Origin of the sequence: Massilia sp. UYP11 (assembly GCF_050434805.1) — a bacterium.
In the GTDB taxonomy this organism is placed as follows: domain Bacteria; phylum Pseudomonadota; class Gammaproteobacteria; order Burkholderiales; family Burkholderiaceae_D; genus Telluria.
Genome location: NZ_JBNDJE010000012.1, coordinates 60,607 through 85,861 on the forward strand (window position 1 = coordinate 60,607; position 25,255 = coordinate 85,861).

The window sequence follows — 25,255 nt, forward strand, 5'->3', positions numbered from 1 at the left end:
AACCGGTTCAGGCAGGCTCCCCGTATCCGCCCCCGCCCGGGGTCTCGATCACGAACACGTCGCCCGGCGCCATGTCGGTCTTGCCGATATGCCCCAGCTGTTCGACCCGCCCATCGGCGCGCTCGACGCGGTTGCGGCCGCGCTCTGCCGGCGCCCCGCCGGCCATCCCGAACGGCGCGTGGATGCGGTTGTTCGACAGGATCGCCGCCGTCATCGGCTCCAGGAAGCGCACCTTGCGCACGCCGCCATTGCCGCCATGCCAGCGCCCGGCGCCGCCCGATCCGTGCCGGATCTCGTAGCTCTCCAGCCGCACCGGGAAGCGAAATTCCAGGATCTCGGGATCGGTCAGGCGCGAGTTGGTCATATTCGTCTGCACGACGTCGGTGCCGTTAAAACCTTCGCCCGCGCCCGAGCCGCCCGAGATGGTCTCGTAGTACTGGTAGCGCGCATTGCCGAAGGTGAAGTTGTTCATCGTGCCCTGCGCCGCCGCCATCACGCCCAGCGCGCCATACAACGCGTTGGTGATGCAGGTCGAGGTCTCGACGTTGCCCGACACCACCGAGGCCGGATAATGCGGGTTGAGCATCGAGCCGGGCGGGATGATCACCTGCAAGGGCTTCAGGCAACCGGCGTTCAGCGGAATCTCGTCGTCCACCAGCGTGCGGAACACGTACAGCACCGCGGCCATGCACACCGCGGACGGCGCATTGAAGTTGTTCGGCAGCTGGCCCGACGTGCCCGTGAAATCGATCTGCGCGCTGCGCGTGGCCCGGTCGACCCGGATCGCGACGTCGATGTGGGCGCCGTTATCGAGTTCGTAATGGAAGCTTCCGTCCTTGAGCGCGGAGATCACGCGCCGCACGGCTTCCTCGGCGTTGTCCTGCACGTGGCCCATGTAGGCGCGCACGACGTCCAGGCCGAAGTGCGCCACCATCTTGCGCAGTTCCTCGACGCCCTTCTGGTTGGCGGCCACCTGGGCGCGCAGGTCGGCCATGTTCTGGTCCGGGTTGCGCGCCGGGTAGCGCGCGCCCTGCAGCATGGCGCGCGCTTCTGCTTCGCGCAGGACGCCATCGAGGCCGTCGACCAGCTTGAAGTTGTTGATCAACACGCCCTCTTGCTCGATGTGATCCGAGTCGGGCGGCATCGAGCCCGGCGTGGTGCCGCCGATGTCGGCGTGGTGGCCGCGCGAGCCGACGTAGAACAGGATATCCTTGCCGCCCTCGTCGAACACCGGCGAGATCACGGTCACGTCGGGCAAGTGGGTGCCGCCGTTGTAGGGATCGTTGAGCACGTAGACGTCGCCCGAGCGCATGCGGCCCGTGTTTTCGCGCATCACGGTCTTGATGCTCTCGCCCATCGAGCCCAGGTGCACCGGCATGTGCGGCGCGTTCGCGACCAGGTTGCCGTCGTGGTCGAAGATCGCGCAGCTGAAGTCCAGGCGCTCCTTGATGTTGACCGAATACGCCGTGTTCTGCAGCCGCAGCCCCATCTGCTCGGCGATCGACATGAACAGGTTGTTGAAGATCTCGAGCATCACCGGATCGGCCGTGGTGCCGATCGCGCGCCGTTCCGGCAGCGCTTGCACGCGCTGCAGTACCAGGTGGTTGTAGCTGGTGACCCGCGCCTGCCAGCCCGGCTCCACGATCGTGGTCGCGTTGTCTTCGGCGATGATCGCCGGGCCGCGCACCACGTGCCCCGGCTGCAGCGTGCGGCGCGCGTAGATGCCGGTGTCATGCCACTCGGCGCCGCTGTACATGGGAACGGTTTCCTGTGGCGCCGGCGCGCCCTCGTTCTCTTTCGCCATCGCGCTCGCCGGCTGCTCCGGCGGCGCGTCGGACTGGCCGATCGCTTCCACCGACACCGCTTCGACGATCAATGCGCGCGACGGCATCAGGAACGAGTATTGGCGCTTGTAGGCCTGCTCGAACTGCGCCTGCATCGACGCTACGTCGTCGAACTGCACGAGCAGCGCCGAATCGGTGCCCTCGTAGCGCAGGTGCACGCGCTCGACCAGGGCGATGCGCCCAGGTTCCACGCCCTGGCGCAGCAACTGGCCGCGCGCCGCCTCGCCAAGCGCCGCCAGGCGCGTGTCCAGCGCGTCCAGCGCCGCGTCCGACAGCTTCTCTTCCACCGCCTGCTCGCGCATCGCGCTCTGGTCGGCCAGGCCCATGCCGTAGGCCGACAGCACACCGGCCAGCGAATGGATGAACACGGTCTTCATTCCCAGCGCGTCGGCCACCAGGCAGGCATGCTGGCCGCCGGCCCCGCCGAAGCTGGTGAGCGCGTAGTCGGTCACGTCGTGGCCGCGCTGCACCGAGATCTGCTTGATCGCATTGGCCATATTGCCCACCGCGATCTGGATGAAGCCTTCGGCCACCGCTTCCGGCGTCGGACGCTCTCCCAGCGCGGCGCCGATCCGGTCGGCCATCTCGTCAAAGCGCGCGCGCACCGCAGCGGCATCGAGGGCTTCGTCGCCGCCCGGCCCGAACAGGCGCGGGAAGTAATTCGGCTGCACCTTGCCGAGCATGACGTTGCAGTCGGTGACCGCGAGCGGCCCGCCTCGGCGGTAGCTGGCCGGGCCCGGATTGGCGCCGGCGCTGTCCGGCCCCACGCGGTAGCGGCTGCCGTCGAAGTGCAGGATCGAGCCGCCGCCGGCGGCCACGGTATGAATGCTCATCATCGGCGCGCGCATCCGCACGCCCGCCACCTGGGTCTCGAACACGCGCTCATAATCGGATGAATGCGCCCCCGCGAAGTGCGACACGTCGGTGGAAGTGCCGCCCATGTCGAAGCCGATCACGCGCTCGAAGCCGGCCAGCCGGCTGGCGCGCACCATGCCGACGATGCCGCCGGCCGGACCGGACAGGATGCTGTCCTTGCCCTGGAAGGCGCGCGCATCGGTGAGGCCGCCGCTCGACTGCATGAACTGCAGGTTCACGCCCGGCAGCTCGCCCGCCACCTGGTCGACGTAGCGGCGCAGGATCGGCGACAGGTAGGCGTCGACCACGGTGGTGTCGCCGCGCGCGACCAGCTTCATCAATGGGCTCACCTCGTGCGAGACCGACACTTGCGTGAAGCCGATCGCGCGCGCGATGCGCGCCACTTGCGCCTCGTGCGCGGTGTGGCGGTAGCCGTGCATGAACACGATCGCCAGCGAGCGCAGGCCGGCGTCGAACGCCGCCTGCAGGCCGGCGCGCGCGGCCGCTTCGTCCAGCGCCAGCACGACGTCGCCGTGGGCGCCGATCCGCTCGTCGATCTCGATCACCTGCGCATACAGCAGCTCGGGCAGCACGATGTGGCGATCGAACAGGCGCGGCCGGTTCTGGTAGGCGATGCGCAGCGCGTCGCGAAAGCCGCGCGTGATGGCGAGCGCCGTCGGCTCGCCCTTGCGCTCGAGCAGCGCGTTGGTGGCCACCGTGGTGCCCATCTTGACCGCCTCGACGCTCGCCGCCGGCAGCATCTCGCCCGCGGCCACGCCGAGCAGGTGGCGGATGCCGGCCACGGCGGCGTCGCGGTACTGCTCGGGATTCTCCGACAGCAGCTTGTGCGTGACGAGTTGCCCATCCGGGCGCCGCGCCACGATGTCGGTGAAGGTGCCGCCTCGGTCGATCCAGAACTGCCAGTCCATGCCTTGCTCCTGCGCTAACGGGTGAAGCGCCCATTGTAGAACGGACGGCGCGCCGGCGTTGGCGCAAATGCATGACAATCACCCCTGCCCTTCACGACGAGACACCAGCATGGAACGATATCTTTACACGATCGCGCAATTGCGCGCCATCGAACAGGCGGCCTATGCCGGCCTGGCGCCGGGCACACTGATGCAGCGCGCCGGCAAGGCCGCCGCCGACTTCGCCCTCGAGCTGCTGGGAGGCCGGCGCGACCGGCCGGTGCTGGTGCTGGCCGGTCCCGGCAACAATGGCGGCGATGCGCTCGAAGCCGCCGCCAACCTGGCCGAGGCCGGCGTCGGCGCCACCGTGCTGCACCTGCCGAGCCGGCGCGAGGCGTCGAGCGAAACCGCGGCCGCCTATGACCGCGCCCGCGCCGGCTCGGTCGGCTGGATCGACGTGCTGCCGCCCGGCGCCGAATGGGGCCTGGTGATCGACGGCCTGTTCGGCATTGGCCTGGAGCGCCCGGTCGACGGCGACTACCGTGAGCTGGTGGTCGGCCTCGAGACGATCCGCTGCCCGATCCTGGCGCTCGACGTGCCGAGCGGCCTGGACGCCGACACCGGCGCCGTGATCGGTCCGGACGGCGTCGCGGTGCGCGCCACGCACACGATCACTTTTCTTGGCGACAAACCCGGCCTGCACACCGCCGATGGTCGCGACCATGCCGGCGAGGTCCGGGTCGCGCCGCTCGGCGTCGACCCCGATGCGCTGCCGCGCGCGAGCGCGCGCCTGAACGGCCTGCCGCTATTCGCCGGCCGTCTGACGGCGCGCCGCCACAACACCCATAAAGGCAGCTTCGGCGACGTTGCCGTCGTCGGCGGCGCGCACGGCATGGCCGGGGCGCCTGTACTGTCCGCGCGCGGCGCGCTGTACGCCGGCGCCGGCCGGGTATTCGTCGCCGCGCTGCACACGCCGCCCGGCTACGACAGCTGCCAGCCCGAGATCATGTTCCGCCCCGCCGACGACGTCGATTTCGTCGGCCGCACCGTGGTGATCGGGCCCGGCATGGGCGGCTCGGCCAATGCGATCCGCCTGCTGGCCAGGGCGCTCGACAGCGACAGCCCGTTGGTGGTCGACGCCGATGCATTGAACCTGATCGGCGCCAGCCCCGACCTGCAATCGCGCCTGGCGCAGCGCGCGGCGCCGGCGGTATTGACGCCGCATCCGCTTGAAGCCGCGCGCCTGCTCGGAATGACGGCGGCGGTCGTGCAATCGGACCGCCTGGCAGCGGCGCGCGAGATGGCGCTGCGCTCGGATGCGACGGTGATCCTGAAAGGGTCGGGCACCGTGATCGCGCGGCCCGACGGCGAGGTGCTGGTCAACCCCACGGGCAACGCGGGCCTGGCCACGGCGGGCAGCGGCGACGTGCTGGCGGGGATCTGCGGCGCCCTGCTGGCGCAGGGCTGGCCGGGCTGGGAAGCGGCGGCGGCGGCGACCTGGGTGCACGGGGCGGCCGCCGATGCGCTGGCTGACGAAGGCGTCGGCCCGATCGGCCTGACCGCCGGCGAGTTGCCGGCAGCCGTGCGCAAGGTATTGAACCGGCTGGTGAAGGACGCCGCCGGCAGTTGACGTATTTATTCGACCAGGCGGCCGGCAGCGATGGTGAGCGTGCGGCCGCAACGCGCCGCTATGCCCGGATCGTGGGTCACCAGCACCAGGGTCGAGCCGCGTTCGCGATTGAGCTCGAACATCAGCTGGATGACGGATTCGCCGGTGGCGGCATCCAGGCTCCCGGTCGGTTCGTCGGCGAACAGCAGCGGCGGCTCGGTGACGAAGGCGCGCGCCAGCGCGACGCGCTGCTGCTCGCCGCCGGACAGGAATTTGGGATAATGCTTGAGGCGACTCGACAGGCCGACCCGGCCCAGCATCTCGGCCGCCTTGTCGCGTGCCCCGGCGTCGCCGCGCAATTCGAGCGGCAGCATCACGTTCTCGAGCGCGGTCAGGTGGGCCAGCAGCTGGAACGACTGGAACACGAAGCCCAGCTTGGCCTTGCGAAACGCCGCTCGGCCGTCTTCGTCGAGGGCGAAGATGTCGGTGCCGTCGAGCCGCACGGTGCCGGACGATGGCGTGTCGAGGCCGGCGAGGAGGCCCAGCAGCGTCGACTTGCCGGAGCCCGAAGCGCCGACGAGCGCGAGCGTCTCGGCCGGTTGCACGGTAAAATCGACGTTTTGCAGGATGGTGAGCTCGCCGCTGGCGTCGGCCACCTTCTTCGACAAGCCGCTTACCTGGATCGCGGGCGGACGGCCTGCATGAACGCCGGCGTCGCTGACGCCGTTTTTGAATGCCTCGGGATGATCACGCATGCTTGCTTTTCTTAAAAATTTGACTGTCGTCGCTTTCCTGACCCTGATGGCGACGGCGAGCGCCTATTCTGCACCAAAAACGGTGCTCGTGGTGGGCGACAGCCTGTCGGCCGAATACGGCATCGCACGCGGCGCGGGCTGGGTGGCCCTGCTGGAACGCAAACTGCAGCGCGAGAACATCGCCGCCAGGGTGGTCAACGCCAGCATCAGCGGCGAAACCACCAGCGGCGGCCGCGCGCGCCTGCCGGCCCTGATCAAGCAGCACCGTCCCGACATCGTCGTGATCGAACTGGGGGCCAACGATGGCCTGCGCGGCCTGCCCGTGCCGTCCGCCGAAGCGAACCTGCGCGCCATGATCGCGATGGCGCAAGAGACGAAGGCGCGGGTGCTGCTGGTCGGCATGCGCATGCCGCCGAACTATGGGCGTGCATACACCGAGCGCTTCTTCAACATGTTCGAGACCGTCGCCAAGTCCACCAGGTCGGCCCTGGTGCCGTTCATGCTCGAAGGCGTGGCCGACAAGCCGGCCCTGTTCCAGCAGGACCGCCTGCATCCGACGGCACAGGCGCATCCGATCATCCTCGACAACATCTGGCCGCAGTTCGCGGCGCTGATCAAGAAATAAGCTTTCAATGAGCATGAAGTATCCGGAAGTCCTGGAGTTCGACGCCCTGCTGCCGCAACTCGACGCCTTCGATGCAATCATCGACGTGCGCAGCGAGGCCGAGTACGCCCTCGACCACATTCCAGGCGCGATCAATTGCCCCGTCCTCAACGACGAGGAGCGCATCAGGGTCGGCACGCTGTACAAGCAGGTCGGCGCGTTCGACGCCAAGAAGGTCGGCGCGCCGATCGTCGCCCGTAACATCGCGCGCCACATCGAAACGCTGTTCGCCGACAAGCCGCGCGACTGGCGTGCGCTGGTGTACTGCTGGCGCGGCGGCAACCGCAGCGGCGCCATGGTGCATGTCCTGGCGCGCGTCGGCTGGCCTGTGGCGCAGCTCGACGGCGGCTACAAGGCCTATCGCGCCCACGTGAGCGCCGCGCTGGCGGATCCGCCCGCACTCGACTTGCGCGTCGTCTGCGGCACCACCGGCAGTGGCAAGAGCCGCTTGCTGGAAACGCTCGACGGCATTGGCGCCCAGGTGCTCGACCTCGAGAAGCTGGCCGCCCACCGCGGCTCGGTGCTGGGCCACCTGCCGAACGAGCTGCAGCCGAGCCAGAAGATGTTCGAAAGCCTGGTGTGGGACAAGCTGCGCCGCTTCGACCCGGCCAAACCGGTGTTCGTCGAATCCGAAAGCAAGAAGGTCGGCAACCTGCGCGTGCCTGATGCCGTCATGGCGCGCATGCGCGCCTCGCCCTGCATTGCCGTCAAGCTGTCGCGCCCGAACCGCGTGCGCCTGCTGATGGAAGATTACGAGCACTTCTGCGCCGATCCGTCGACGCTCAACGCGCAGCTCGATCGCCTGGTGCAGTTGCATGGCCGCGCGCAGATCGATGCCTGGCACGCGCTGGCCAACGACGGCGCGATGGCGGAGCTGGTCGACCAGCTGCTGGTGCAGCACTACGATCCGGCCTACCTGCGCTCGATCGACCGCAACTTCGTGCGCTATGCGCAGGCCGAGGCGCTCGAACTGGACGACATCGCGCCGGAAGATTTTCTCCAGGCCGCGCGCCACCTGCATCGGTAGGATTGGCGGCTGTGCCGCCGACGCGTTCGACGGCGCCTGCATGCCACACGGCCGTTCACATGTCGGTTGAACGCGTTGGCGGGAAACCCGCCAACCCTACGTATGCCGCACTGCATCGGTAGGGTTGGCGGCTGTGCCGCCGACGCGTTCAACGGTACTTGCACGCCACACGGCCGTTCACATGTCGGTTGAACGCGTTGGCGGGGGCCCCGCCAGCGCACCGCATGACGCACCGTATCGGTAGGGTTGGCGGCTCTGCCGCCGACGCGTTCCACGGCGCCTGCATGCCACACGGCCGTTCACATGTCGGCTGAACCCGCCAACGCTCCGTACGACGCACCAGCGCAAGGTGGCGTCGCCTTCCCCGCCCGGCGATCCACAGAAAACAAAAAGCCCGGCTGCTCACGCAGCCGGGCTTTTTATCAATCAACGATCGGCTTACTGAGCGTCGGTGTTCACGCCGAGTTCATTCGGCTTGACGTTGATCTCCACCTTGGCCTTGGCCTTGAGCGCTTCGACGTAGTCATACATCTGCTGCTGGCCCACCAGGTTGGCGATCTGGTCGGATTCCTGCTTGCGGCGCGCCGTATCGGGCTGGGCCGGTTGCGACACCTTGCCGATGCGGTAGACGCCGTAGCCCTGGCCCGGCACCTCGACGCCGACATAGGCTGGCAGCTTGGTCACGTCGGCCTTCAGCACGGCGATCGCGGCGGTCGGGTTGATGGCCGGCTCCCTGGTGCGCGACACGCTCACGGGCGCGCCGAAACCGGTGGCGTCGCCGGACGCCCTGGCGGCGTTCAGCTTCGCCTCGCCGGCGGCGCGCGCCAGGCGGGCCGCTTCTTCCAGCGTCACGCGCTGGCGGATCTGCGCTTCCACCTCGGCCAGCGGACGCTTGGCGGCGGGGCGGAACTCGACCACGCGGCCCGACACCAGCACGCTCGGCGCCACCTCGACCGCTTCGGTATTGCGCTTGTTCTTGATCGCGTCGGTGCTGAACAGGGCGGCCAGGAACTTCGGGTTGTTGACCGGCGAGTCGCCCAGCGCCGGGTTCGGCGTGCGGGTCAGGTTGTCGACGGTCTGGATCTGCAGCTTGAGCTTGTCGGCGACCGGCTTCAGGCTTTCGGACTGGTCATACGCGGTCTCGCTGAACACGCCGGCCAGCTCGGTGTACTTGGCCGCCATCTTCTGCTTCTTCAGGTCCGCGGCGATGTCGCCCTTCGCATCGTCCAGCGAACGCTGCGACGACGGCTTGACGCCGGTGACCTTGATGATGTGCCAGCCGAATTCCGACTGCACCAGGCCGCTCGTCTCGCCCTCTTTCAGCGCATAGATCGAATCCTCGACCGACTTCACGAACAGGCCCTTTTCGACCACGCCCAGGTCGCCGCCCGACTGGGCCGAGCCCGGGTCTTGCGAGTTGGCCCTGGCGATCGCCGCGAAGTTGTCCGGATTGGCGCGCACCTCGGCCAGGACGGCCTCGGCCTTCTTCTTGGCTGCCGCCTGGTCCGCGGCGCTGGCGTCGCGCGACACGGTGATCAGGATGTGGCTCGCGCTGCGCTGCTCGGGCGTGGTGTAGTTCTTGAGGTTCTTGTTGTAATAGTCGGTGACTTCGGCGTCGGTGACCTGCACCTGGCTCTCGACGGTCGACGCATCGAACACGACGTACTCGGCCTTCACCTGCTCCGGGATCTGGAACAGTTGCCCGTTCTTGTCGTAATAGGCCTTGACCATCTCGTCGGTGACTTTCACCTGCGGCAGATAGGTCGACAGCGGGAACACGACTTCCTGCACTTCGCGTTCCTGGTCGTTGATGTCCGACAGGCGGCTGGCCACGGTGCGCGGCGCGAACGCGGTCGCCTGGATCGAACCCGACAGCTGCTGCACGGCCAGGTCGCGGCGCAGGCGCTGGTCGAACATTTCGGGCGTCATGCCCTGCGCCGCCAGCGCGGCCTTGTAGCCTTCCATGTCGAAGCCGCCGTCCGGCAGGCGGAACTGCTGGATGTCCATGATCGTCTTCTGCAGGGTCGCATCGCTCACGCTCAGGTGCGCCCGGTCGATCTCGGCATTGATGGCGCGCTCGGCCACCAGGTTGTTCAGGATCGCCTGCTTCGCTTCCGCGGTCTCGAACAGCTTCTGGTCGAACTGCTCGCCCATCATCTGGCGCGCCTGGTCGATCTGGCGGCGCTGCGCGTCTTCCCATTCCTGCTGGGTGATCTTCTGGCCATCGACGGTGGCCACACCGGCGCCGCCGTCATTGCTCTGGTAACTTTCCATCCCCACGAACACGAACGAAGGAATGATCAAGAGCAGCAGGATCCCGTACATCCAGCGCTTGTGGGTCCGAATTAATTCAAACATGGTCAGCCATTCAAGGTTGAGAATGCATTATGAGCCTATCCCAGTAGGTGGGAGTCGCTCCTACCGGCACCGGCCCAGGCACAAGTTAAAAAAAAAGGCGAACTCGCGTTCGCCTCTTCTCGTTTCGAGGCGGCTCCGGGAGCTGCCCCTATCTTACTCAATTCTGGCGGAGCGGACGGGGCTCGAACCCGCGACCCCCGGCGTGACAGGCCGGTATTCTAACCAACTGAACTACCGCTCCAGACTTGTGTTTCATGTTTTTCGTTGGCGGAGCGGACGGGGCTCGCCGACGTTCCGCCGGCCGCGGATTCCCTTGCAAGGGAATCCCTTCTCACCCAATCCGTTTTCCCCGCAGGGGGAAAACTCCTACAACAATATTCTGGCGGAGCGGACGGGGCTCGAACCCGCGACCCCCGGCGTGACAGGCCGGTATTCTAACCAACTGAACTACCGCTCCAGCAAAAAACAATCAACTCGACATCAGGACGGATACGACATCATCCTGCTGCTTTCAACGCTTGTCATCGCGAAGAAGGCATTAGTTTACAGCATCTTTCAGCGCTTTACCAGCCTTAAATTTCGGAACCCTCGCAGCCTTGATCTTGATGGGCTCCTTGGTGCGTGGATCGCGGCCGGTACGCGCTGCGCGCTCGCCGACGGTGAAGGTGCCGAAGCCAACCAGGGTGACGCTGTCGTTCTTCTTCAGGCTTTCGGTGACGGCTTCGATCATGGCGTCGAGTGCACGCGTCGCCGAGGCCTTCGTAATGTCCGCGGACTTCGCGATTTCTTCGATCAGTTCTGTCTTGTTCACTCGTTTCCTCGTTTTCCGTTCGTGGCGCACACCGCGCCACTGCTGCAAAAGTGCAAGCGCATATTAAACTAGGGCAACATAGGGATGTCAAGCCAGGCTGGTCGAGGGTCTCTTCGGTTGGTCAGCGACGACGCCCGGCCACACGGGCGATGCAGACAAAAAAACAGGCGCCGCAAGGGCGCCTGTCGTATGCACTACGTGGCCTGTTTAGTGCTTGACCACGTCGCTCTGCCCCTCGGCCGGGGCCGGCGCCACGGCGACTGCCGGGACGTCGGTCAGCGCTTCCGGCTGGCGCTCCAGCGCCACTTCGAGGACCTTCTCGATCCAGCGGACCGGCACGATCTCGAGCTTGTTCTTGACGTTGTCCGGGATCTCGGCCAGGTCCTTCACGTTCTGCTCGGGGATCAGGACCGTCTTGATGCCGCCGCGGTGCGCCGCCAGCAACTTCTCCTTCAGGCCACCGATCGGCAGCACTTCGCCGCGCAGCGTGATCTCGCCCGTCATCGCGACGTCGGCGCGCACCGGGATGCCGGTGAAGGCCGAGACCAGCGCGGTCGTCATGCCGATGCCGGCGGACGGACCGTCCTTCGGCGTCGCGCCTTCCGGCACGTGGATGTGGATGTCGGTCTTCTCGAACACTTCGCTCCTGATGCCGAAGCGCTGCGCGCGACTGCGCACCACGGTGCGGGCGGCCTCGATCGATTCCTTCATCACGTCGCCCAGCGTGCCGGTGCGGATGATGCCGCCCTTGCCCGGCACGTTGACCGCTTCGATGGTCAGGAGGTCGCCGCCGACCTCGGTCCAGGCCAGGCCGACCACCTGGCCGATCTGGTTGTCCTTCTCGGCCACGCCGAAGTCGTAGCGGCGCACGCCCAGGAATTTATCCAGGTTCTTGGCATTCACGATCACGCGCTTCTCGGCCGCGGTCGACCCCTTCTTCAGCAGCAGCATCTTGACCACCTTGCGGCAGATCTTCGACACTTCGCGCTCGAGCGAACGCACGCCGGCTTCACGGGTGTAGTAACGGATGATGTCGCGGATGGCGCCCTCCTCGACCTTGATCTCGTCTTCCCTCAGGCCGTTGTTCTTCAACTGCTTCGGCAGCAGGTAGCGCTGCGCGATGCTGGTCTTCTCGTCCTCGGTATAACCCGACAGGCGGATGACTTCCATCCGGTCCAGCAGCGCCGGCGGAATGTTGAACGAGTTCGAGGTCGCCACGAACATCACGTCCGACAGGTCGAAGTCGACCTCCAGGTAGTGATCCGAGAAGGTGTGGTTCTGCTCGGGATCGAGCACCTCGAGCAGGGCCGACGACGGGTCGCCACGGAAGTCCGCGCCCATCTTGTCGATCTCGTCGAGCAGGAACAGCGGGTTGCGCACGCCGACCTTGGCCAGCGACTGCAGCACCTTGCCCGGCATCGAGCCGATATAGGTGCGGCGGTGGCCGCGGATCTCGGCTTCGTCGCGCACGCCACCGAGCGCCATGCGCACGAACTTGCGGTTCGTGGCGCGGGCGATCGACTGGCCCAGCGAGGTCTTGCCGACGCCCGGAGGACCGACGAAGCACAGGATCGGGGCCTTGAGCTTGTCGACGCGCTGCTGCACCGCGAGGTATTCCAGGATGCGTTCCTTGATCTTGTCGAGGCCATAGTGATCCTGCTCGAGCACGTTCTGGGCGTTCTCGAGATCGGCGGTGACCTTCGACTTCTTCTTCCACGGCAGCGACACCAGGGTGTCGATATAGTTGCGCACCACGGTGGCTTCGGCCGACATCGGCGACATCAGCTTGAGCTTGCGAATCTCGGCCTGGGCTTTTTCCATGGCTTCCTTCGGCATCTTGGCTGCGATAACCTTCTTCTCGAGCTCTTCGATGTCGGCGCCCTCCTCGCCTTCGCCCAGTTCCTTCTGGATCGCCTTGACCTGTTCGTTCAGGTAGTACTCGCGCTGCGATTTTTCCATCTGGCGCTTGACGCGGCCACGGATGCGCTTCTCGACCTGCAGGATGTCCAGCTCGCCTTCCAGTTGGCCCAGCAGATGCTCCAGGCGCTTGGCGACGTTGAAGATCTCGAGGATCACTTGCTTCTGCTCGAGCTTGAGCGGCAGGTGGGCGGCGACGGTATCGGCCAGGCGGCCGGCGTCGTCGATGCCGGCCAGCGACGCCAGGATCTCGGGTGGAATCTTTTTATTGAGTTTGACGTACTGGTCGAACTGCTGGACGATCGCACGTCGCATCGCTTCGACTTCGGAGTCGTCGCCGATTTCCGAATTGACCGGCGTCAGGTCGGCCACGAAATGGGTAGCGCCATCGGTAATCTTATCGATGCGCGCACGCTGGGAACCTTCCACCAGCACCTTCACGGTGCCGTCCGGGAGTTTCAGCATTTGCAGAATATTGGCCACGCAGCCGATCTCATAGATGTCTGCGGCTGAGGGTTCGTCCTTGGCGGCGGCCTTTTGGGCGGCCAGCATGATGCTCTTGCCCTGCTCCATTGCGGCTTCAAGCGCCTTGATGGATTTTGGACGGCCGACGAACAGAGGTATCACCATATGCGGGAACACAACCACATCGCGCAACGGCAGAAGTGGCAGCGTCGTTTGCTCGGTTAATTTCGAAGTTGTCATGGCATACCTTATAGAAAGCGTGTAGCTGAACTTGGGCGCTGGGCAGCGAAAACACAAGGCCACCCAGAGAAAATATTTTCTACAAGTAAAAAAGTTTCAACTTGCCGAAGAATATAGCCGTTCCAATAAAAAACTGCTTTCAAATAGAAAAAGCCACCGCGCGGCACGCCGCGAGTGGCTTTTCGATTGAAGCCCGAAGTCTTTTATTGAGATTGATTGTACCTAGTTGAGTCCGTACGGCAAGCCTTTTTGTGGCGTGCGCATGGGCTTTTTTCAGTTCTCTCCAGACGCCTTGGCGGTTTCGCTATAAATCAGCAAAGGTTTCGCGCCATTCGTGATCGTATTTTCATCGATGACGACTTTCACGACGTTTTGCTGGCTCGGCAATTCATACATGACGTCCAGCAGCGCGTGCTCGAGAATCGAACGCAGGCCGCGGGCGCCGGTCTTGCGCGCCAGCGCCTTCCTGGCGATCGCGTGCAACGCGGCGGGACGGATTTCCAGCTCGGCGCCTTCCATCTCGAGCAGCTTCGAGTACTGCTTGATCAGGGCGTTCTTCGGCTCGACCAGGATCTGGATCAGCGCTTCTTCGGTCAGCTCGGAGAGCGCGGCCACCACCGGCAGGCGGCCGACCAGTTCGGGAATCAGGCCGAACTTGATCAAGTCTTCCGGCTCGGCTTCGAGCAGGATCTCGGCGTTATAGCCGTCCTCCAGGCTCTTGACCGTGGCGCCGAAGCCGATGCCGCTCTTGACCGAACGATTCTGGATCACCTTGGCCAGGCCGTCGAAGGCGCCGCCGCAGATGAACATGATGTTGGTCGTGTCGATCTGCACGAAGTCCTGGTTCGGATGCTTGCGGCCACCCTGCGGCGGCACCGACGCCATCGTGCCTTCGATCAGCTTGAGCAGCGCCTGCTGCACGCCTTCGCCCGAGACGTCGCGGGTGATCGACGGGTTGTCGGACTTGCGCGAAATCTTGTCGATCTCATCGATGTAGACGATGCCGCGCTGCGCCTTTTCCACCTCATAGTTGCAGCTTTGCAGCAGCTTCTGGATGATGTTCTCGACGTCTTCGCCGACATAGCCCGCTTCGGTCAGCGTGGTCGCGTCGGCGATCACGAACGGAACGTTGAGCATGCGCGCCAGGGTCTGGGCCAGCAGGGTTTTGCCGGAGCCGGTCGGACCCACGAGCAGAATATTGCTCTTGGCCAGTTCGACTTCGTCTTTCTTGCCCAGGTGCTTGAGGCGCTTGTAATGGTTGTACACGGCCACCGACAGGATACGCTTGGCCGTTTGCTGGCCGATGACGTACTGGTCGAGCAGCTCGGTGATTTCGTGTGGCGTCGGCAGGTCGGACTTGGCGCCCGCCACCGTTTCGACGTTCGACGTTTCATCGCGGATGATGTCGTTGCACAGGTCGATGCATTCATCGCAGATGAACACCGACGGTCCCGCGATCAGCTTCTTGACTTCGTGCTGGCTCTTTCCGCAGAACGAGCAGTACAGAAGTTTTTCGCCGCTGGAGGATTTTTTGTCTGACATGGGGGCAGGACTCTATTGAATTGCTGTGAATATAACGCTTATACCAGTACGCAACAAGTGCGAATGTGACATGCCGCTAAAGCAGCGCAACTTGTGCACGTACGAACATGCTACCCGAAATAAAAAACAAACGCCCGAACGTGATCGCGTCCGGGCGTTTTTTTCCAACACCGTCCAAACGGTCAGGCTTGGCCGCGACTGGTCAGGACCTTGTCGATCATGCCATAGTCGACGGATTCTTCCGCCGACATGAAGCGGTCGCGGTCGGTATCCTTGTGGATCTGCTCGATGCTCTGGCCGGTATTCTCGGCCATGATGCGCGCCAGGCGCTCGCGCAGGTACAGGATTTCCTTGGCCTGGATTTCGATATCCGATGCCATGCCCTGCGATCCGCCCGATGGCTGGTGGATCATGACGCGCGAGTTCGGCAGCGAGAAACGCTTGCCCTTGGCGCCGGCGGCCAGCAGGAAGGCGCCCATCGACGCGGCCAGGCCCGTGCACAGGGTCGAGACGTCCGGCTTGATGAAGTTCATCGTGTCGAAGATCGCCAGGCCCGCCGAGACGGAGCCGCCCGGGGAATTAATGTAGAGCGAAATATCCTTGTCAGGATTTTCACTTTCCAGGAACAGCATCTGGGCGACGATCAGGTTCGCCATCTGGTCGTTGACAGGGCCGACCAGGAAGATCACGCGCTCCTTCAAGAGGCGCGAATAGATGTCATAGGCGCGTTCGCCGCGCCCACTCTGTTCGATCACCATCGGCACCATGCCGAGTGCTTGTGTATCCAATGCCGGATTACGAATCATACCCGTCTCGTTCCTTATAAAGAGGCCATGGAAAAAAATGCCGGCCACGCAGGCCGGCAAGTTAATTTCTTCAGGCCTGTGGGGCGCTGCCCATCAGTTCATCGAAAGCGATGGTCTTGGTCGACACTTTCGCCTTGCCGAGTACATAGTTGACGACGTTTTCTTCCAAAACAAGGGCTTCGACTTCACCCAGACGACGACGGTCGCTGAAGTAGTACTTCAGGACTTCTTTCGGGTCTTCGTAGCTCTGCGAGAAGTCTTCGATCTGGGCCTTCACCTGTTCCTGGGTAGCTTCCAGCTTGTTGTCGGCGACCAGTTGCGACAGGATCAGACCCAAGCGCACGCGGCGCTCTGCCTTGTCCTTGAACATCTCGGCCGGGAACGGCAGCTTGGACACGTCCATGCCGCGCTGCGCCATGTCCTGGCGGGTCATTTCGGCCAGGCGCTCCGAATCCTGCTCGATCATGACTTGCGGCACGTCCAGCTCGGTCGACTTGACCAGGGCGTCCATCACGGCTTCCTTGTTGCGTGCTTTGACACGGGCGCGCACTTCGCGTTCCAGGTTGACCTTGATGTCTTCGCGCATCTTGTCGATCGAGCCGTCTTCGATGCCCAGCGACTGGGCGAATTCGGCGTCGACTTCCGGCAGGTGCGCCCACTCCAGGGCCTTCAGGGTGATGGTGAACTCGGCGGTCTTGCCGGCCACGTCCGGGCCATGGTAGTCCTCGGGGAAGGCAAGCGGGAAGGTCTTGCTCTCGCCGACTTTCAGGCCCACGGTCGCGGCTTCGAATTCCGGCAGCATGCGGCCTTCGCCCAGCACGAAGGCATAGTCTTCGGCCTTGCCGCCGGCGAATTCAACGCCGTCCAGGGTGCCGACGAAGTCGACGGTCGCGCGGTCGCCATTGGCAGCCACGGCTTCGCCGCCGGTGCCGTGCTCGCCCGCTTCACCCTTGGTGTGGTAGTGCACGCGCTGCTTGCGCAGGATGTCGATGGTCTTGTCGATCTCGACGTCGCTGACCTCGGTGGCGACGGTCTCGACTTCGACGGCAGCCAGGTCGCCGACCACGACTTCCGGGTACACCTCGAAGGTGGCGTCGAACGACAGGGTGCCTTCCGGCGAATCTTGCTTCGGCTCGATTTTCGGGAAACCGGCAACGCGCAGCTCGTTCTCGACGGCGGCTTCGTTGAACGCACGGCCGACCTTGTCGTTCAGCACGTCGGACTCGATCTGGTAGCCGTACTGGGCTGCGACCATCTTCAGAGGCACTTTGCCTGGACGGAAGCCCGGCGCACGGGCCGTCTTGGCCTGCTGTTTCAGGCGCTTTTCGACTTCGGTACGGACGTCAGCGACCGGAAAAGAGATCGTCAAGCGACGCTCGAGTTTACCCAGGGTTTCGACTGCAGTTGCCATTATAAAAATCGTCCAAAAAAATAATTATTCGTGGTGCGAGGAGGGGGACTCGAACCCCCACACCATTGCTGGCGTCAGGACCTAAACCTGGTGCGTCTACCAATTTCGCCATCCTCGCTCAGGATTGCATAATTGCCACAAAAACAAAGGACGACCGACGGTAAAACCGGCCGCCCTGCACTCCAATGTTTAGGGGCTACAACTTCAAACGATTATTTTACTGGAATTTCTGACACTATTGGGCATCATTTTTTAGCCGTGCGGGGCGTGGTGCAAGCCAGGGACTTCCTGAGTTACCCCTGATACGTCGTTCCCGCGCAGGCGGGAACCCAAGTTTTTTTGCGCAAAGTGGCAAAGCGCGTAATGGCGGCAATGCGAGCGAACCTGGGTTCCCGCCTGCGCGGGAACGACGGTGCGACGGTCAGCGGTTCAAGGACACGTCATTCTGCTCGGGCTTCTTGACCCGGAACCACGTCGCATACAACGCCGGCAGGAACAGCAAGGTCAACGCCGTCGCCACGATCAGGCCGCCCATGATCGCCACCGCCATCGGCCCCCAGAACGTCGACCTCGACAGCGGGATCATGGCCAGCGCCGCGGCGGCGGCCGTCAACAGGATCGGCCGGCAGCGCCGCACCGCGGACTCCACGATCGCGTCCCACGGGTGGCTGCCATTGGCGATGTCGTGCTCGATCTGGTCCACCAGGATCACCGAGTTGCGGATGATCATCCCGAACAGCGCGATCACCCCCAGGTTGGCGACGAATCCGAACGGCCGATCCAGGATCAGGAGCGCCATCGCCGCGCCGGCCACGCCCAGCGGACCGGTGAGGAACACCAGCAGCGAACGCGAGAAGCTGTGCAGCTGCAGCATCAGCAAGGTAAACGTGATGAACAGCACCAGCGGCACATTGGCCATGATCGACGCCTCGGCCTCGGCGCTGTCGGCCGCGGCGCCCTCGACCGTCACGCGGTAGCCGGCCGGGAGCTTCGCGCGGATGTCGGCCAGCCTGGCGTCGACCTGGTCGGTCACGGTCGGCCCCTGGATGCCCTCGACCACGTCGGACTGCACCATGATCGCCCACTCGCGGCCCTCGCGCCAGACCACGCCCGGCTCCCACACGAACTGCACGCGGGCGACCTGGCCGATGGTGACCGCGCGTCCGCCGGCGGTCGGCACCAGTGCTTCCTGCAAGCGCGTCACGGTCGAACGCTCGTCGAACGGCTGGCGCACCACCATGTCGATCAGGCGGTTCGATTCGCGGAACTGGCCGATCGGGGTGCCGGTGAGCGTCGTCTGCACCACGCGCCGCACCTGTTGCGAGGTCACGCCGAGCGCGCGCAACTTGTCCTGGTCGAGATCGAGGCGCAGCACCTTGACCGACTCGTTCCAGTTGTCGTTCACGCCGACCGTGTTCGGATTGGCGGCCATGACTCCCTTGATCTCGTCGGCGATGGTGCGCACCACGCCGATGTCCGGCCCCAGCACCTGGAATTGCACCGGATACGGCACCGGCGGTCCGTTCGGCAGCAGTTTCACCCTGCCGCGCACCTCGGGAAAGTCGGTCTTGAACACGTCGACGATCTTCGTGCGCAGGCGCTCGCGCGCCTCTGTATCGCTAGGTAACACCACCAGCTGCGACACGTTCGACTGCGGGAAGATCTGGTCCAGCGGCAGGTAGAAGCGCGGGCTGCCGGTGCCGACGTAGCTGGTCACGCTCTGCACGCCCTCTTGCTTGGCCAGGAAGGCCTCGAAGCGCTTCACGACGGCTTCGTTGGCGGCGAAACTGGTGCCTTCGGGCGACCACAGCTCGATCATCAGTTCGGGACGGCTCGAATCGGGGAAGAACTGCTTTTCGATGAAATTAAAGCCGAACACGCCCAGCGCGAACACGCCCAGGCTCAGCGCGATCGTGGTCTTGCGCCACTCGACGCAGCGGCTCACCAGACGGCGAAAGCGCTGGTAGCCGGGCGAATCGTAGACGTCGTGATGACCGCCCTCCCCGGCGCCATGCGGCTTCACCCGCAACAGAAGGAACCCGATGTAAGGGGTAAACGTGACCGCCACCACCCACGAGATCAGGAGCGCCAGGCCGTTCACCGAGAACATCGTGAACGTGTATTCGCCGGCCGCCGACTCGGCCAGGCCGATCGGCAGGAAGCCCGCCGCCGTGATCAGGGTGCCGGTCAGCATCGGCATCGCGGTCGACGTATAGGCGAAGGTGGCCGCCTCGAAGCGCGACAGGCCCTCTTCCATCTTGCGCACCATCATCTCCACCGCGATGATGGCGTCGTCGACCAGCAGGCCAAGCGCGATGATCAGGGCGCCGAGCGAAATCTTGTGCAGCGAGATATCCAGCATGCGCATGAACAGGAAGGTAATGGCCAGCACCAGCGGGATCGACAGCGCCACCACCAGGCCCGGATACACGTCCACCCGCCACTTCGGCTTGGTATGCAGGCCCAGGGCCAGGAAGGACACGACCAGCACGATCACCACCGCCTCGATCAGCACCTTGATGAATTCGCCCACCGACGCCGTGACCGCCTGCGGCTGGTCGGCCACCCGTTCGAGCTCGATGCCGACCGGGAGCTGGCTCCGGATGCGCTCCACCGTCTCGCTCAAGCCTTCACCCATGGTGATGATGTTGCCGCCCTTTTGCATCGACACGCCCAGGCCGATCACTTCCTTGCCGTTGAAGCGCATCTTGTCCGCCGGCGGATCCTGGTAGCCGCGCTTGACGGTGGCGAAGTCGCCCAGCCGGAAGGTGGTGCCGCCGGCGCGCAACTGCAGGTCTTCGATCTGCTCCAGCGTACGCAGCGCGCCGGTCACGCGCACCTGCAGGTTCTCCATCGGCGTCACCAGCACGCCGCTCGCCTCGATCTCGTTCTGGGTCGCGATCTGGTTGACGATCTGCTCGAACGGCACGCCCAGCTGGGCGAACTTCTTGCTCGAGAACTCGATGTACACCTTTTCGTTCTGCACCCCGAACTGCTCGACCTTGGCCACCAGCGGCACGCGCAGCAGTTGCTGGCGCACGAAGTCGGCATAGTCGCGCATCTCGGCATAGGTGAAGCCGTCGCCCGAGAGCGCGAAGATGGAGCCGTAGGTGTCGCCGAATTCGTCGTTGAAGAACGGCCCGATCACGCCCTGCGGCAGGGTGCCCGCGATGTCGCCGATCTTCTTGCGCACCTGGTACCAGGCCGGCGAGGTCTCGGACGGCGGCGTCGATTCGCGCAGCTCGAGGATGATGGTGGTCTCGCCCGGCTTGGAAAAGCTGCGGATGGTGTGGATGTACGGCGTCTCCTGGAGCTTCCTTTCCAGCGGGTCGGTCACCTGCTCGGCCATCTGCAGCGCGGTGGCGCCCGGCCACACGGCGCTCACCACCATCGCGCGGAAGGTGAAGGGGGGATCCTCGTCCTGGCCCAGCTCGAAGTAACTGAGGATCCCGAACAGCATGCAGGCGGCGATCAGGAAACGCGTGAGGGGGATGTGCTCCAGCGCCCAGCGCGACAGGTTGAAGTCCTTCATTTGCCGACCTCGCCCGACACGAGCGCTTCGGTGTCGGCGCGACGCGAGACGTCGGCGGTGAGGATGCGCACCTTCTGGCCTTCCTTTAGCAGGTTGACGCCGGCGGTGACGACCTGCTGGCCCGCGCTGATCTGCCCGGTGACCAGCACGTCATTGCGCACCTGGCCGACCACCTGCACCGGCGCCAGCCTGACCGCGCCGTTCTCGACGATCCAGACGGCGCTGCCGCCCTTGTGCTGCACCAGGGCGGTCAAGGGCAGGCGCAGGCCGGCCGCGCCACGGCCGCCGGCGGGCGCGCCGCTGACCAGTTCGACGGTCGCGGTCATGCCCAGGCGCGCCTCGGCATTCTCGGGCAGCGCCACTTTCACCGTATAGGTGCGGGTGGCCGGATCGGCCACCGGCGAGACTTCGCGGATCTTGCCGGGAATCGCCACCGCCTCGTTGGCCCACAGGCGCACGGTGACGTTGCGGGCGGCCCGCAGCTGGCCGACCTTGTCTTCGGGGATGCCGATCACCACTTCCTTCTCGACCGTGCGCGCCACCCGCACCACCGGGCTGCCGGGTTGCACCACCTGCCCCACCTCGGCCTCGATGGCGGTCACCACGCCGTCGGCGTCGGCCGTCAGGTTCGTATAGGTGGACTGGTTGGCCTGCCCGCGCAGGCCGGCGAGGGCGGCGTCGACATTGGCCTGGGCCGCCTTCAGGGCGCTTTGCTTGGCGTCGAGCACGGCCTGGCTGACGAAATTCTGGGTGCGCAGGTCGACGTGGCGCTTGTAGTCGGCCCTGGCCAGGTCGCGCTCGGTCTCGGCGGCGCGCAGGGTGGCCCTCGCCTGGCTTTCGGCCAGGCGCAGGTCTTGCGGGTCGAGCTGCATCAGCACGTCGCCGCGCTTGACCGTGGCGCCGACGTCCACCTTGCGCTCGACGATCTTGCCGCCGACCCGGAAACCGAGCTGCGACTCGTAGCGCGGGCGCACGTCGCCCGAGAATTCCTGGCGCTCGCCCGCCGTATCCAGGGCCAGGGTGGTCACGCGTACGGGACGCACGTCTTCGGGAGGCGGGGCGGGCTTGGAACAGGCAACGAGCGCGGCGGCAACGAGCGGCGCCAGCAGGGCCGCGCGCAGGGCGGAACAAGAAAATCGGGCAAACACGGTGGCAATCCTTTGGCTGATCATGAGCTGATCTGGCTGATCTTTGGCTGATCTTTGCGGCGTCTCGGGCCGGAGCTGGCTGCGCATCGGCATCAGACAAGCGCCAGTTTGTAATCCAGCAATTATAATCATGCAAATAGATAAACCAGGTGACTTTAGAGTCATCCGTCCAAAATGGCCGTAGATCACTACGAAAACTTTCCTGTCGCTTCGATCCTGCTGCCGCGCCGCCTGGTGCCGGCGGTCGAGGCGATCTATGCGTTCGCGCGCAGCGCCGACGACCTGGCCGACGAAGGCCATGCGACTCCCGAAGAGCGGCTGGCGGCCCTCGCGGCCTACGAACGCGAGCTGGACCTGATCGATGCCGGCCAGACGTCGTCGAACCCGATGTTCGCGCGCCTGGCCGGCGTCGTCGCCCAGTATCGCCTGCCGCTCGCCCCGCTGCGCGACCTGCTGTCGGCGTTCAGGCAGGACGTCGTCACCCAGCGCTATGCCGACTATGCCAGCCTGCTCGATTACTGCCGCCGCTCGGCCGATCCGGTCGGGCGCCTGATGCTGGCGCTGTACGGCGCCGACGGCGCCAGTAATCTGCGCGACGCCGACGCCATCTGCAGCGCGCTGCAGCTGACGAACTTCCTGCAGGACGTGGCGATCGACCTCGAGAAGGGGCGTATTTATCTGCCGCTGGAAGACCTGGCACGGTTCAAGGTGGGCGAGGCGGCGCTGCGCGCCGGCACGGTCGACGCGCCGTTCCAGGCCCTGATGCGCTTCGAGGTCGAGCGCGCCCGCGCGCTGATGCTGTCGGGCGCGCCGCTGGCCAAGCGCCTGCCGGGCCGGATCGGCTGGGAGTTGCGCATGATCGTCCAGGGCGGCCTGCGCATCCTCGACCGCATCGAGCAGGCCGGCTACGACGTGTTCCGGCGCCGCCCGGTGCTGGCGGCGCCCGACTGGCTCATGGTCGGCTGGCGCGCATTGCGCATGTAGCGACGCTTTCTGCGTCCCCGATTTCACACTCATCGGATAAGATAGCGGATTGACCGCGCGCCGGGACCCGATTCGGCCGCGTCCCGACCAGCATTTCACGACGATTTCATGTCTCCAGACGAATACTGCCAGCAAAAGACCGTCCAGAGCGGCTCCAGTTTCTACTACAGCTTCCTGTTCCTCCCGCCCGAGCGCCGGCGCGCGATCACGGCGCTGTACGCCTTTTGCCGCGAAGTCGACGACACCGTCGACGAGGCCACCGACGGTTCGGTGGCGCGCATCAAGCTGGCCTGGTGGCGCACCGAGGTCTCGAAGATGTATTCGGGCGTCCCGACGCACCCGGTGATGCTGGCGCTGCAGCCGCACATCGCCACCTACCAGCTGGAAGAAAAACACCTGCAGGCGATCGTCGACGGCATGGAGATGGACCTGGACCAGAGCCGCTACCTCGACTACCCCGGCCTGCAGCGCTATTGCTGGCACGTGGCGGGCGTGGTCGGCATCCTGTCGGCCAGCATCTTCGGCCATACCAACCCGCAGACCCTGGCCTACGCCGAAAAGCTCGGCCTGGCCTTCCAGCTGACGAACATCATCCGCGACGTCGGCGACGATGCGCGCAAGGGCCGCATCTACCTGCCGGTCAACGAGCTGCAGCAGTTCGGCGTCACCGCCAACGACCTGCTCAAGCTGCAGCACAGCGACAAGTTCGAGGCGCTGATGCGCTTCCAGGCCGCGCGCGCGCAAGCCGTCTACGACGAAGCGCTGGCCCTGCTGCCGAAAGAAGACCGGCGCGCCCAGCGTCCCGGCCTGATGATGGCCGCCATCTACCGCACGCTGCTGGACGAGATCCAGCGCGACGGCTTCCACGTGCTCAACCAGCGCATCTCGCTCACGCCGTTGCGCAAACTCTGGCTGGCGTGGAAGACCTATGTCCGCACCTGAAGGCAAGCCGGGGGCGCTGCGGGTCGCGGTCGCCGGTGGCGGCTGGGCCGGCTGCGCCGCGGCGCTCGAGCTGGCGCGCCAGGGCTGCGCGGTGACCCTGTTCGAAGCCGCCCGCAGCCTGGGCGGCCGCGCGCGCGGCGTCGAGGTGCGCGGCATGGCCCTGGACAACGGTCAGCACATCCTGCTGGGCGCCTACCGCGAATCGCTGCGCCTGATGCGACGGGTGGGCGTGCCTGAAAACACCGCTTTCCTGCGCCTGCCGGTCCAGATGCGCTATCCGGCGGGCGGCGACGGCATGGACTTCGCCGCGCCACGCCTGCCGGCGCCGCTGCATCTGGCCGTGGCCCTGCTGCGCGCCAGGGGCTTGGCGCGCGCCGACAAGCTGGCGCTGGCGCGCTTGAACAGCGCCGCGCGCTGGATGGGCTGGCGGCTGAACGACGACTGCACGGTGCTCGAACTCCTGGAGCGCTTCGACCAGACCGAGCGCCTGACCCGGCTGATGTGGCGCCCGCTGTGCATCGCGGCCCTGAACACGCCGCCCGAGCGCGCCTCGGCCAACGTGTTCCTGGCGGTGCTGCGCGACAGCCTGGGCGCCGGCCGGCGCGCCGCTTCCGACATGCTGCTGCCGCGCCTGCCGATGGGGGCGCTGTTCCCGGAACCCGCGGGCGCCTGGCTCGCGCGTCACGGTCATGCCGTGCGCCTGGGCGTCAAGGTCGCGGGCATCCGGCGCGATGGCGACGGCTGGCTGGTGGAGCCCGGCGCCGACCTGCCGGCCGAGCGCTTCGACGCGGTGGTGCTGGCCACCCCGGCGCCGGTGAGCGCGGCGCTGCTGGCGGCGCTGCCCGAAGCCGCCGCGCTGGCCGGCCAGCTGGAAGCCTTGACCCACGAGCCGATCGCCACCTGCTACCTGCAATACGCGCCCGGCACCCGGCTGGCGCTGCCTTTCTACGCCCTGCTGGACGACCCTGCAACGGGGCGCTGGGGCCAGTTCGTGTTCGACCGCGCCCAGCTGGACGCGGCCCACGACGGCCTGCTGGCGGTGGTGGTGAGCGCCGCCTTTGAAGCCGCGCGCCTGCCGCGCGAGCGGCTGGCAGGCGCCATCGCGTCCCAGCTGGCCCACGATTTCGGCCGGCCGGAACTGGCCGCGCCAAGCTGGACCCAGCTGATCACCGAGAAGCGCGCCACCTTCAGCTGCACACCCGGACTAGTGCGCCCAAGCAACACGTCCCTGCCCGGCCTGGTGCTGGCGGGCGACTACACGGCCAGCGACTACCCGGCCACGCTGGAGACAGCGGTGCGCAGCGGCCAGGCGGCGGCGACGGCCATCCGCGCCTACGGCGCCCTGCCCCGCGAAAAGCGCAGCCTGTCGCACACCCATGGCGCCGCATCCAGCGATTCCGTAAGGTAGCAGCATCCCAACCCGTCCGATGGAAATGA

At 65.7% G+C, this 25,255-nt stretch carries 16 protein-coding genes and 3 tRNA genes; 6 read left to right on the forward strand and 13 right to left on the reverse strand.

Translation table 11 applies throughout. The annotated features are described in order from the left end of the window. Nucleotides 1-7: 7 nt before the first annotated feature. Nucleotides 8-3,628, reverse strand: coding sequence for a hydantoinase B/oxoprolinase family protein (locus tag ABIB38_RS16325; protein ID WP_429205386.1), 3,621 nt, complete (start codon nucleotides 3,626-3,628; stop codon nucleotides 8-10). Between the two features lie 109 nt (nucleotides 3,629-3,737). On the opposite strand from ABIB38_RS16325, the gene ABIB38_RS16330 reads away from it, so the two are divergent. Then, nucleotides 3,738-5,237 carry an NAD(P)H-hydrate dehydratase gene (locus ABIB38_RS16330; RefSeq protein ID WP_429205388.1) on the forward strand — a complete coding sequence of 500 codons (1,500 nt, stop codon included), beginning with the start codon at nucleotides 3,738-3,740 and terminating at the stop codon, nucleotides 5,235-5,237. 5 nt (nucleotides 5,238-5,242) lie between these two features. On the opposite strand, the gene ABIB38_RS16335 is transcribed toward ABIB38_RS16330, so the two are convergent. After that, nucleotides 5,243-5,971, reverse strand: coding sequence for an ABC transporter ATP-binding protein (locus ABIB38_RS16335; protein ID WP_429205390.1), 729 nt, complete (start codon nucleotides 5,969-5,971; stop codon nucleotides 5,243-5,245). Between ABIB38_RS16335 and ABIB38_RS16340 the strand changes: the two genes are divergently transcribed. Beyond that, nucleotides 5,970-6,596, forward strand: a complete 627-nt coding sequence (locus ABIB38_RS16340; RefSeq protein WP_429205391.1) for an arylesterase — start codon at nucleotides 5,970-5,972, stop codon at nucleotides 6,594-6,596. The genes ABIB38_RS16335 and ABIB38_RS16340 overlap by 2 nt on opposite strands. Before the next feature lie 13 nt (nucleotides 6,597-6,609). Continuing rightward, a complete protein-coding gene (gene mnmH / locus ABIB38_RS16345) occupies nucleotides 6,610-7,662 on the forward strand; it encodes a tRNA 2-selenouridine(34) synthase MnmH (protein WP_429205500.1) in 1,053 nt (350 codons plus the stop codon). Nucleotides 7,663-8,100: 438 nt separating this feature from the next. Here the strand turns inward: mnmH and ABIB38_RS16350 are convergent, their stop codons facing one another. The 11 genes from ABIB38_RS16350 to ABIB38_RS16400 all read right to left on the reverse strand — a co-directional run bounded on the left by ABIB38_RS16350 (nucleotide 8,101) and on the right by ABIB38_RS16400 (nucleotide 21,916). Next, a complete protein-coding gene (locus ABIB38_RS16350; protein ID WP_429205393.1) occupies nucleotides 8,101-10,020 on the reverse strand; it encodes a SurA N-terminal domain-containing protein in 1,920 nt (639 codons plus the stop codon). A gap of 164 nt (nucleotides 10,021-10,184) precedes the next feature. Next, nucleotides 10,185-10,261 (reverse strand) — tRNA-Asp (locus ABIB38_RS16355). Between the two features lie 139 nt (nucleotides 10,262-10,400). Continuing rightward, nucleotides 10,401-10,477, reverse strand: a tRNA-Asp gene (locus ABIB38_RS16360). Nucleotides 10,478-10,558: 81 nt separating this feature from the next. Beyond that, the gene (locus ABIB38_RS16365) at nucleotides 10,559-10,831 is read right to left on the reverse strand and encodes an HU family DNA-binding protein (RefSeq protein WP_429205394.1); all 273 of its coding nucleotides are present in this window, start codon (nucleotides 10,829-10,831) and stop codon (nucleotides 10,559-10,561) included. Nucleotides 10,832-11,038: 207 nt separating this feature from the next. After that, nucleotides 11,039-13,453: an endopeptidase La gene (lon, locus tag ABIB38_RS16370; RefSeq protein ID WP_429205396.1), complete on the reverse strand. Its 2,415-nt coding sequence runs from the start codon at nucleotides 13,451-13,453 to the stop codon at nucleotides 11,039-11,041. A 273-nt stretch (nucleotides 13,454-13,726) separates the two neighbouring features. Continuing rightward, the gene (clpX, locus tag ABIB38_RS16375) at nucleotides 13,727-14,995 is read right to left on the reverse strand and encodes an ATP-dependent Clp protease ATP-binding subunit ClpX (RefSeq protein WP_429205397.1); all 1,269 of its coding nucleotides are present in this window, start codon (nucleotides 14,993-14,995) and stop codon (nucleotides 13,727-13,729) included. A 182-nt stretch (nucleotides 14,996-15,177) separates the two neighbouring features. Then, entirely contained in the window at nucleotides 15,178-15,801 is a 624-nt protein-coding gene (gene clpP, locus ABIB38_RS16380; RefSeq protein WP_429205398.1) for an ATP-dependent Clp endopeptidase proteolytic subunit ClpP, read from the reverse strand. Between the two features lie 70 nt (nucleotides 15,802-15,871). Next, nucleotides 15,872-17,212, reverse strand: a complete 1,341-nt coding sequence (tig, locus tag ABIB38_RS16385; RefSeq protein ID WP_429205400.1) for a trigger factor — start codon at nucleotides 17,210-17,212, stop codon at nucleotides 15,872-15,874. 31 nt (nucleotides 17,213-17,243) lie between these two features. Further along, nucleotides 17,244-17,330 (reverse strand) — tRNA-Leu (locus ABIB38_RS16390). Nucleotides 17,331-17,633: 303 nt separating this feature from the next. Continuing rightward, nucleotides 17,634-20,744, reverse strand: a complete 3,111-nt coding sequence (locus tag ABIB38_RS16395) for an efflux RND transporter permease subunit (RefSeq protein WP_429205401.1) — start codon at nucleotides 20,742-20,744, stop codon at nucleotides 17,634-17,636. Continuing rightward, entirely contained in the window at nucleotides 20,741-21,916 is a 1,176-nt protein-coding gene (locus tag ABIB38_RS16400) for an efflux RND transporter periplasmic adaptor subunit (RefSeq protein ID WP_429205402.1), read from the reverse strand. The genes ABIB38_RS16395 and ABIB38_RS16400 overlap by 4 nt, the downstream gene beginning before the upstream one ends. A 150-nt stretch (nucleotides 21,917-22,066) precedes the next feature. Between ABIB38_RS16400 and hpnC the strand changes: the two genes are divergently transcribed. From hpnC to hpnE, 3 genes are all read left to right on the forward strand, one after another. After that, nucleotides 22,067-22,876: a squalene synthase HpnC gene (gene hpnC / locus ABIB38_RS16405; RefSeq protein WP_429205404.1), complete on the forward strand. Its 810-nt coding sequence runs from the start codon at nucleotides 22,067-22,069 to the stop codon at nucleotides 22,874-22,876. Nucleotides 22,877-22,984: 108 nt separating this feature from the next. Beyond that, nucleotides 22,985-23,818 (forward strand): presqualene diphosphate synthase HpnD, encoded by an 834-nt coding sequence (gene hpnD / locus ABIB38_RS16410; RefSeq protein WP_429205405.1) that lies wholly within the window; start codon nucleotides 22,985-22,987, stop codon nucleotides 23,816-23,818. Further along, complete coding sequence (gene hpnE / locus ABIB38_RS16415) at nucleotides 23,805-25,226, forward strand: hydroxysqualene dehydroxylase HpnE (protein WP_429205407.1); 1,422 nt, start codon at nucleotides 23,805-23,807, stop codon at nucleotides 25,224-25,226. The genes hpnD and hpnE overlap by 14 nt, the downstream gene beginning before the upstream one ends. Nucleotides 25,227-25,255: the final 29 nt, after the last annotated feature.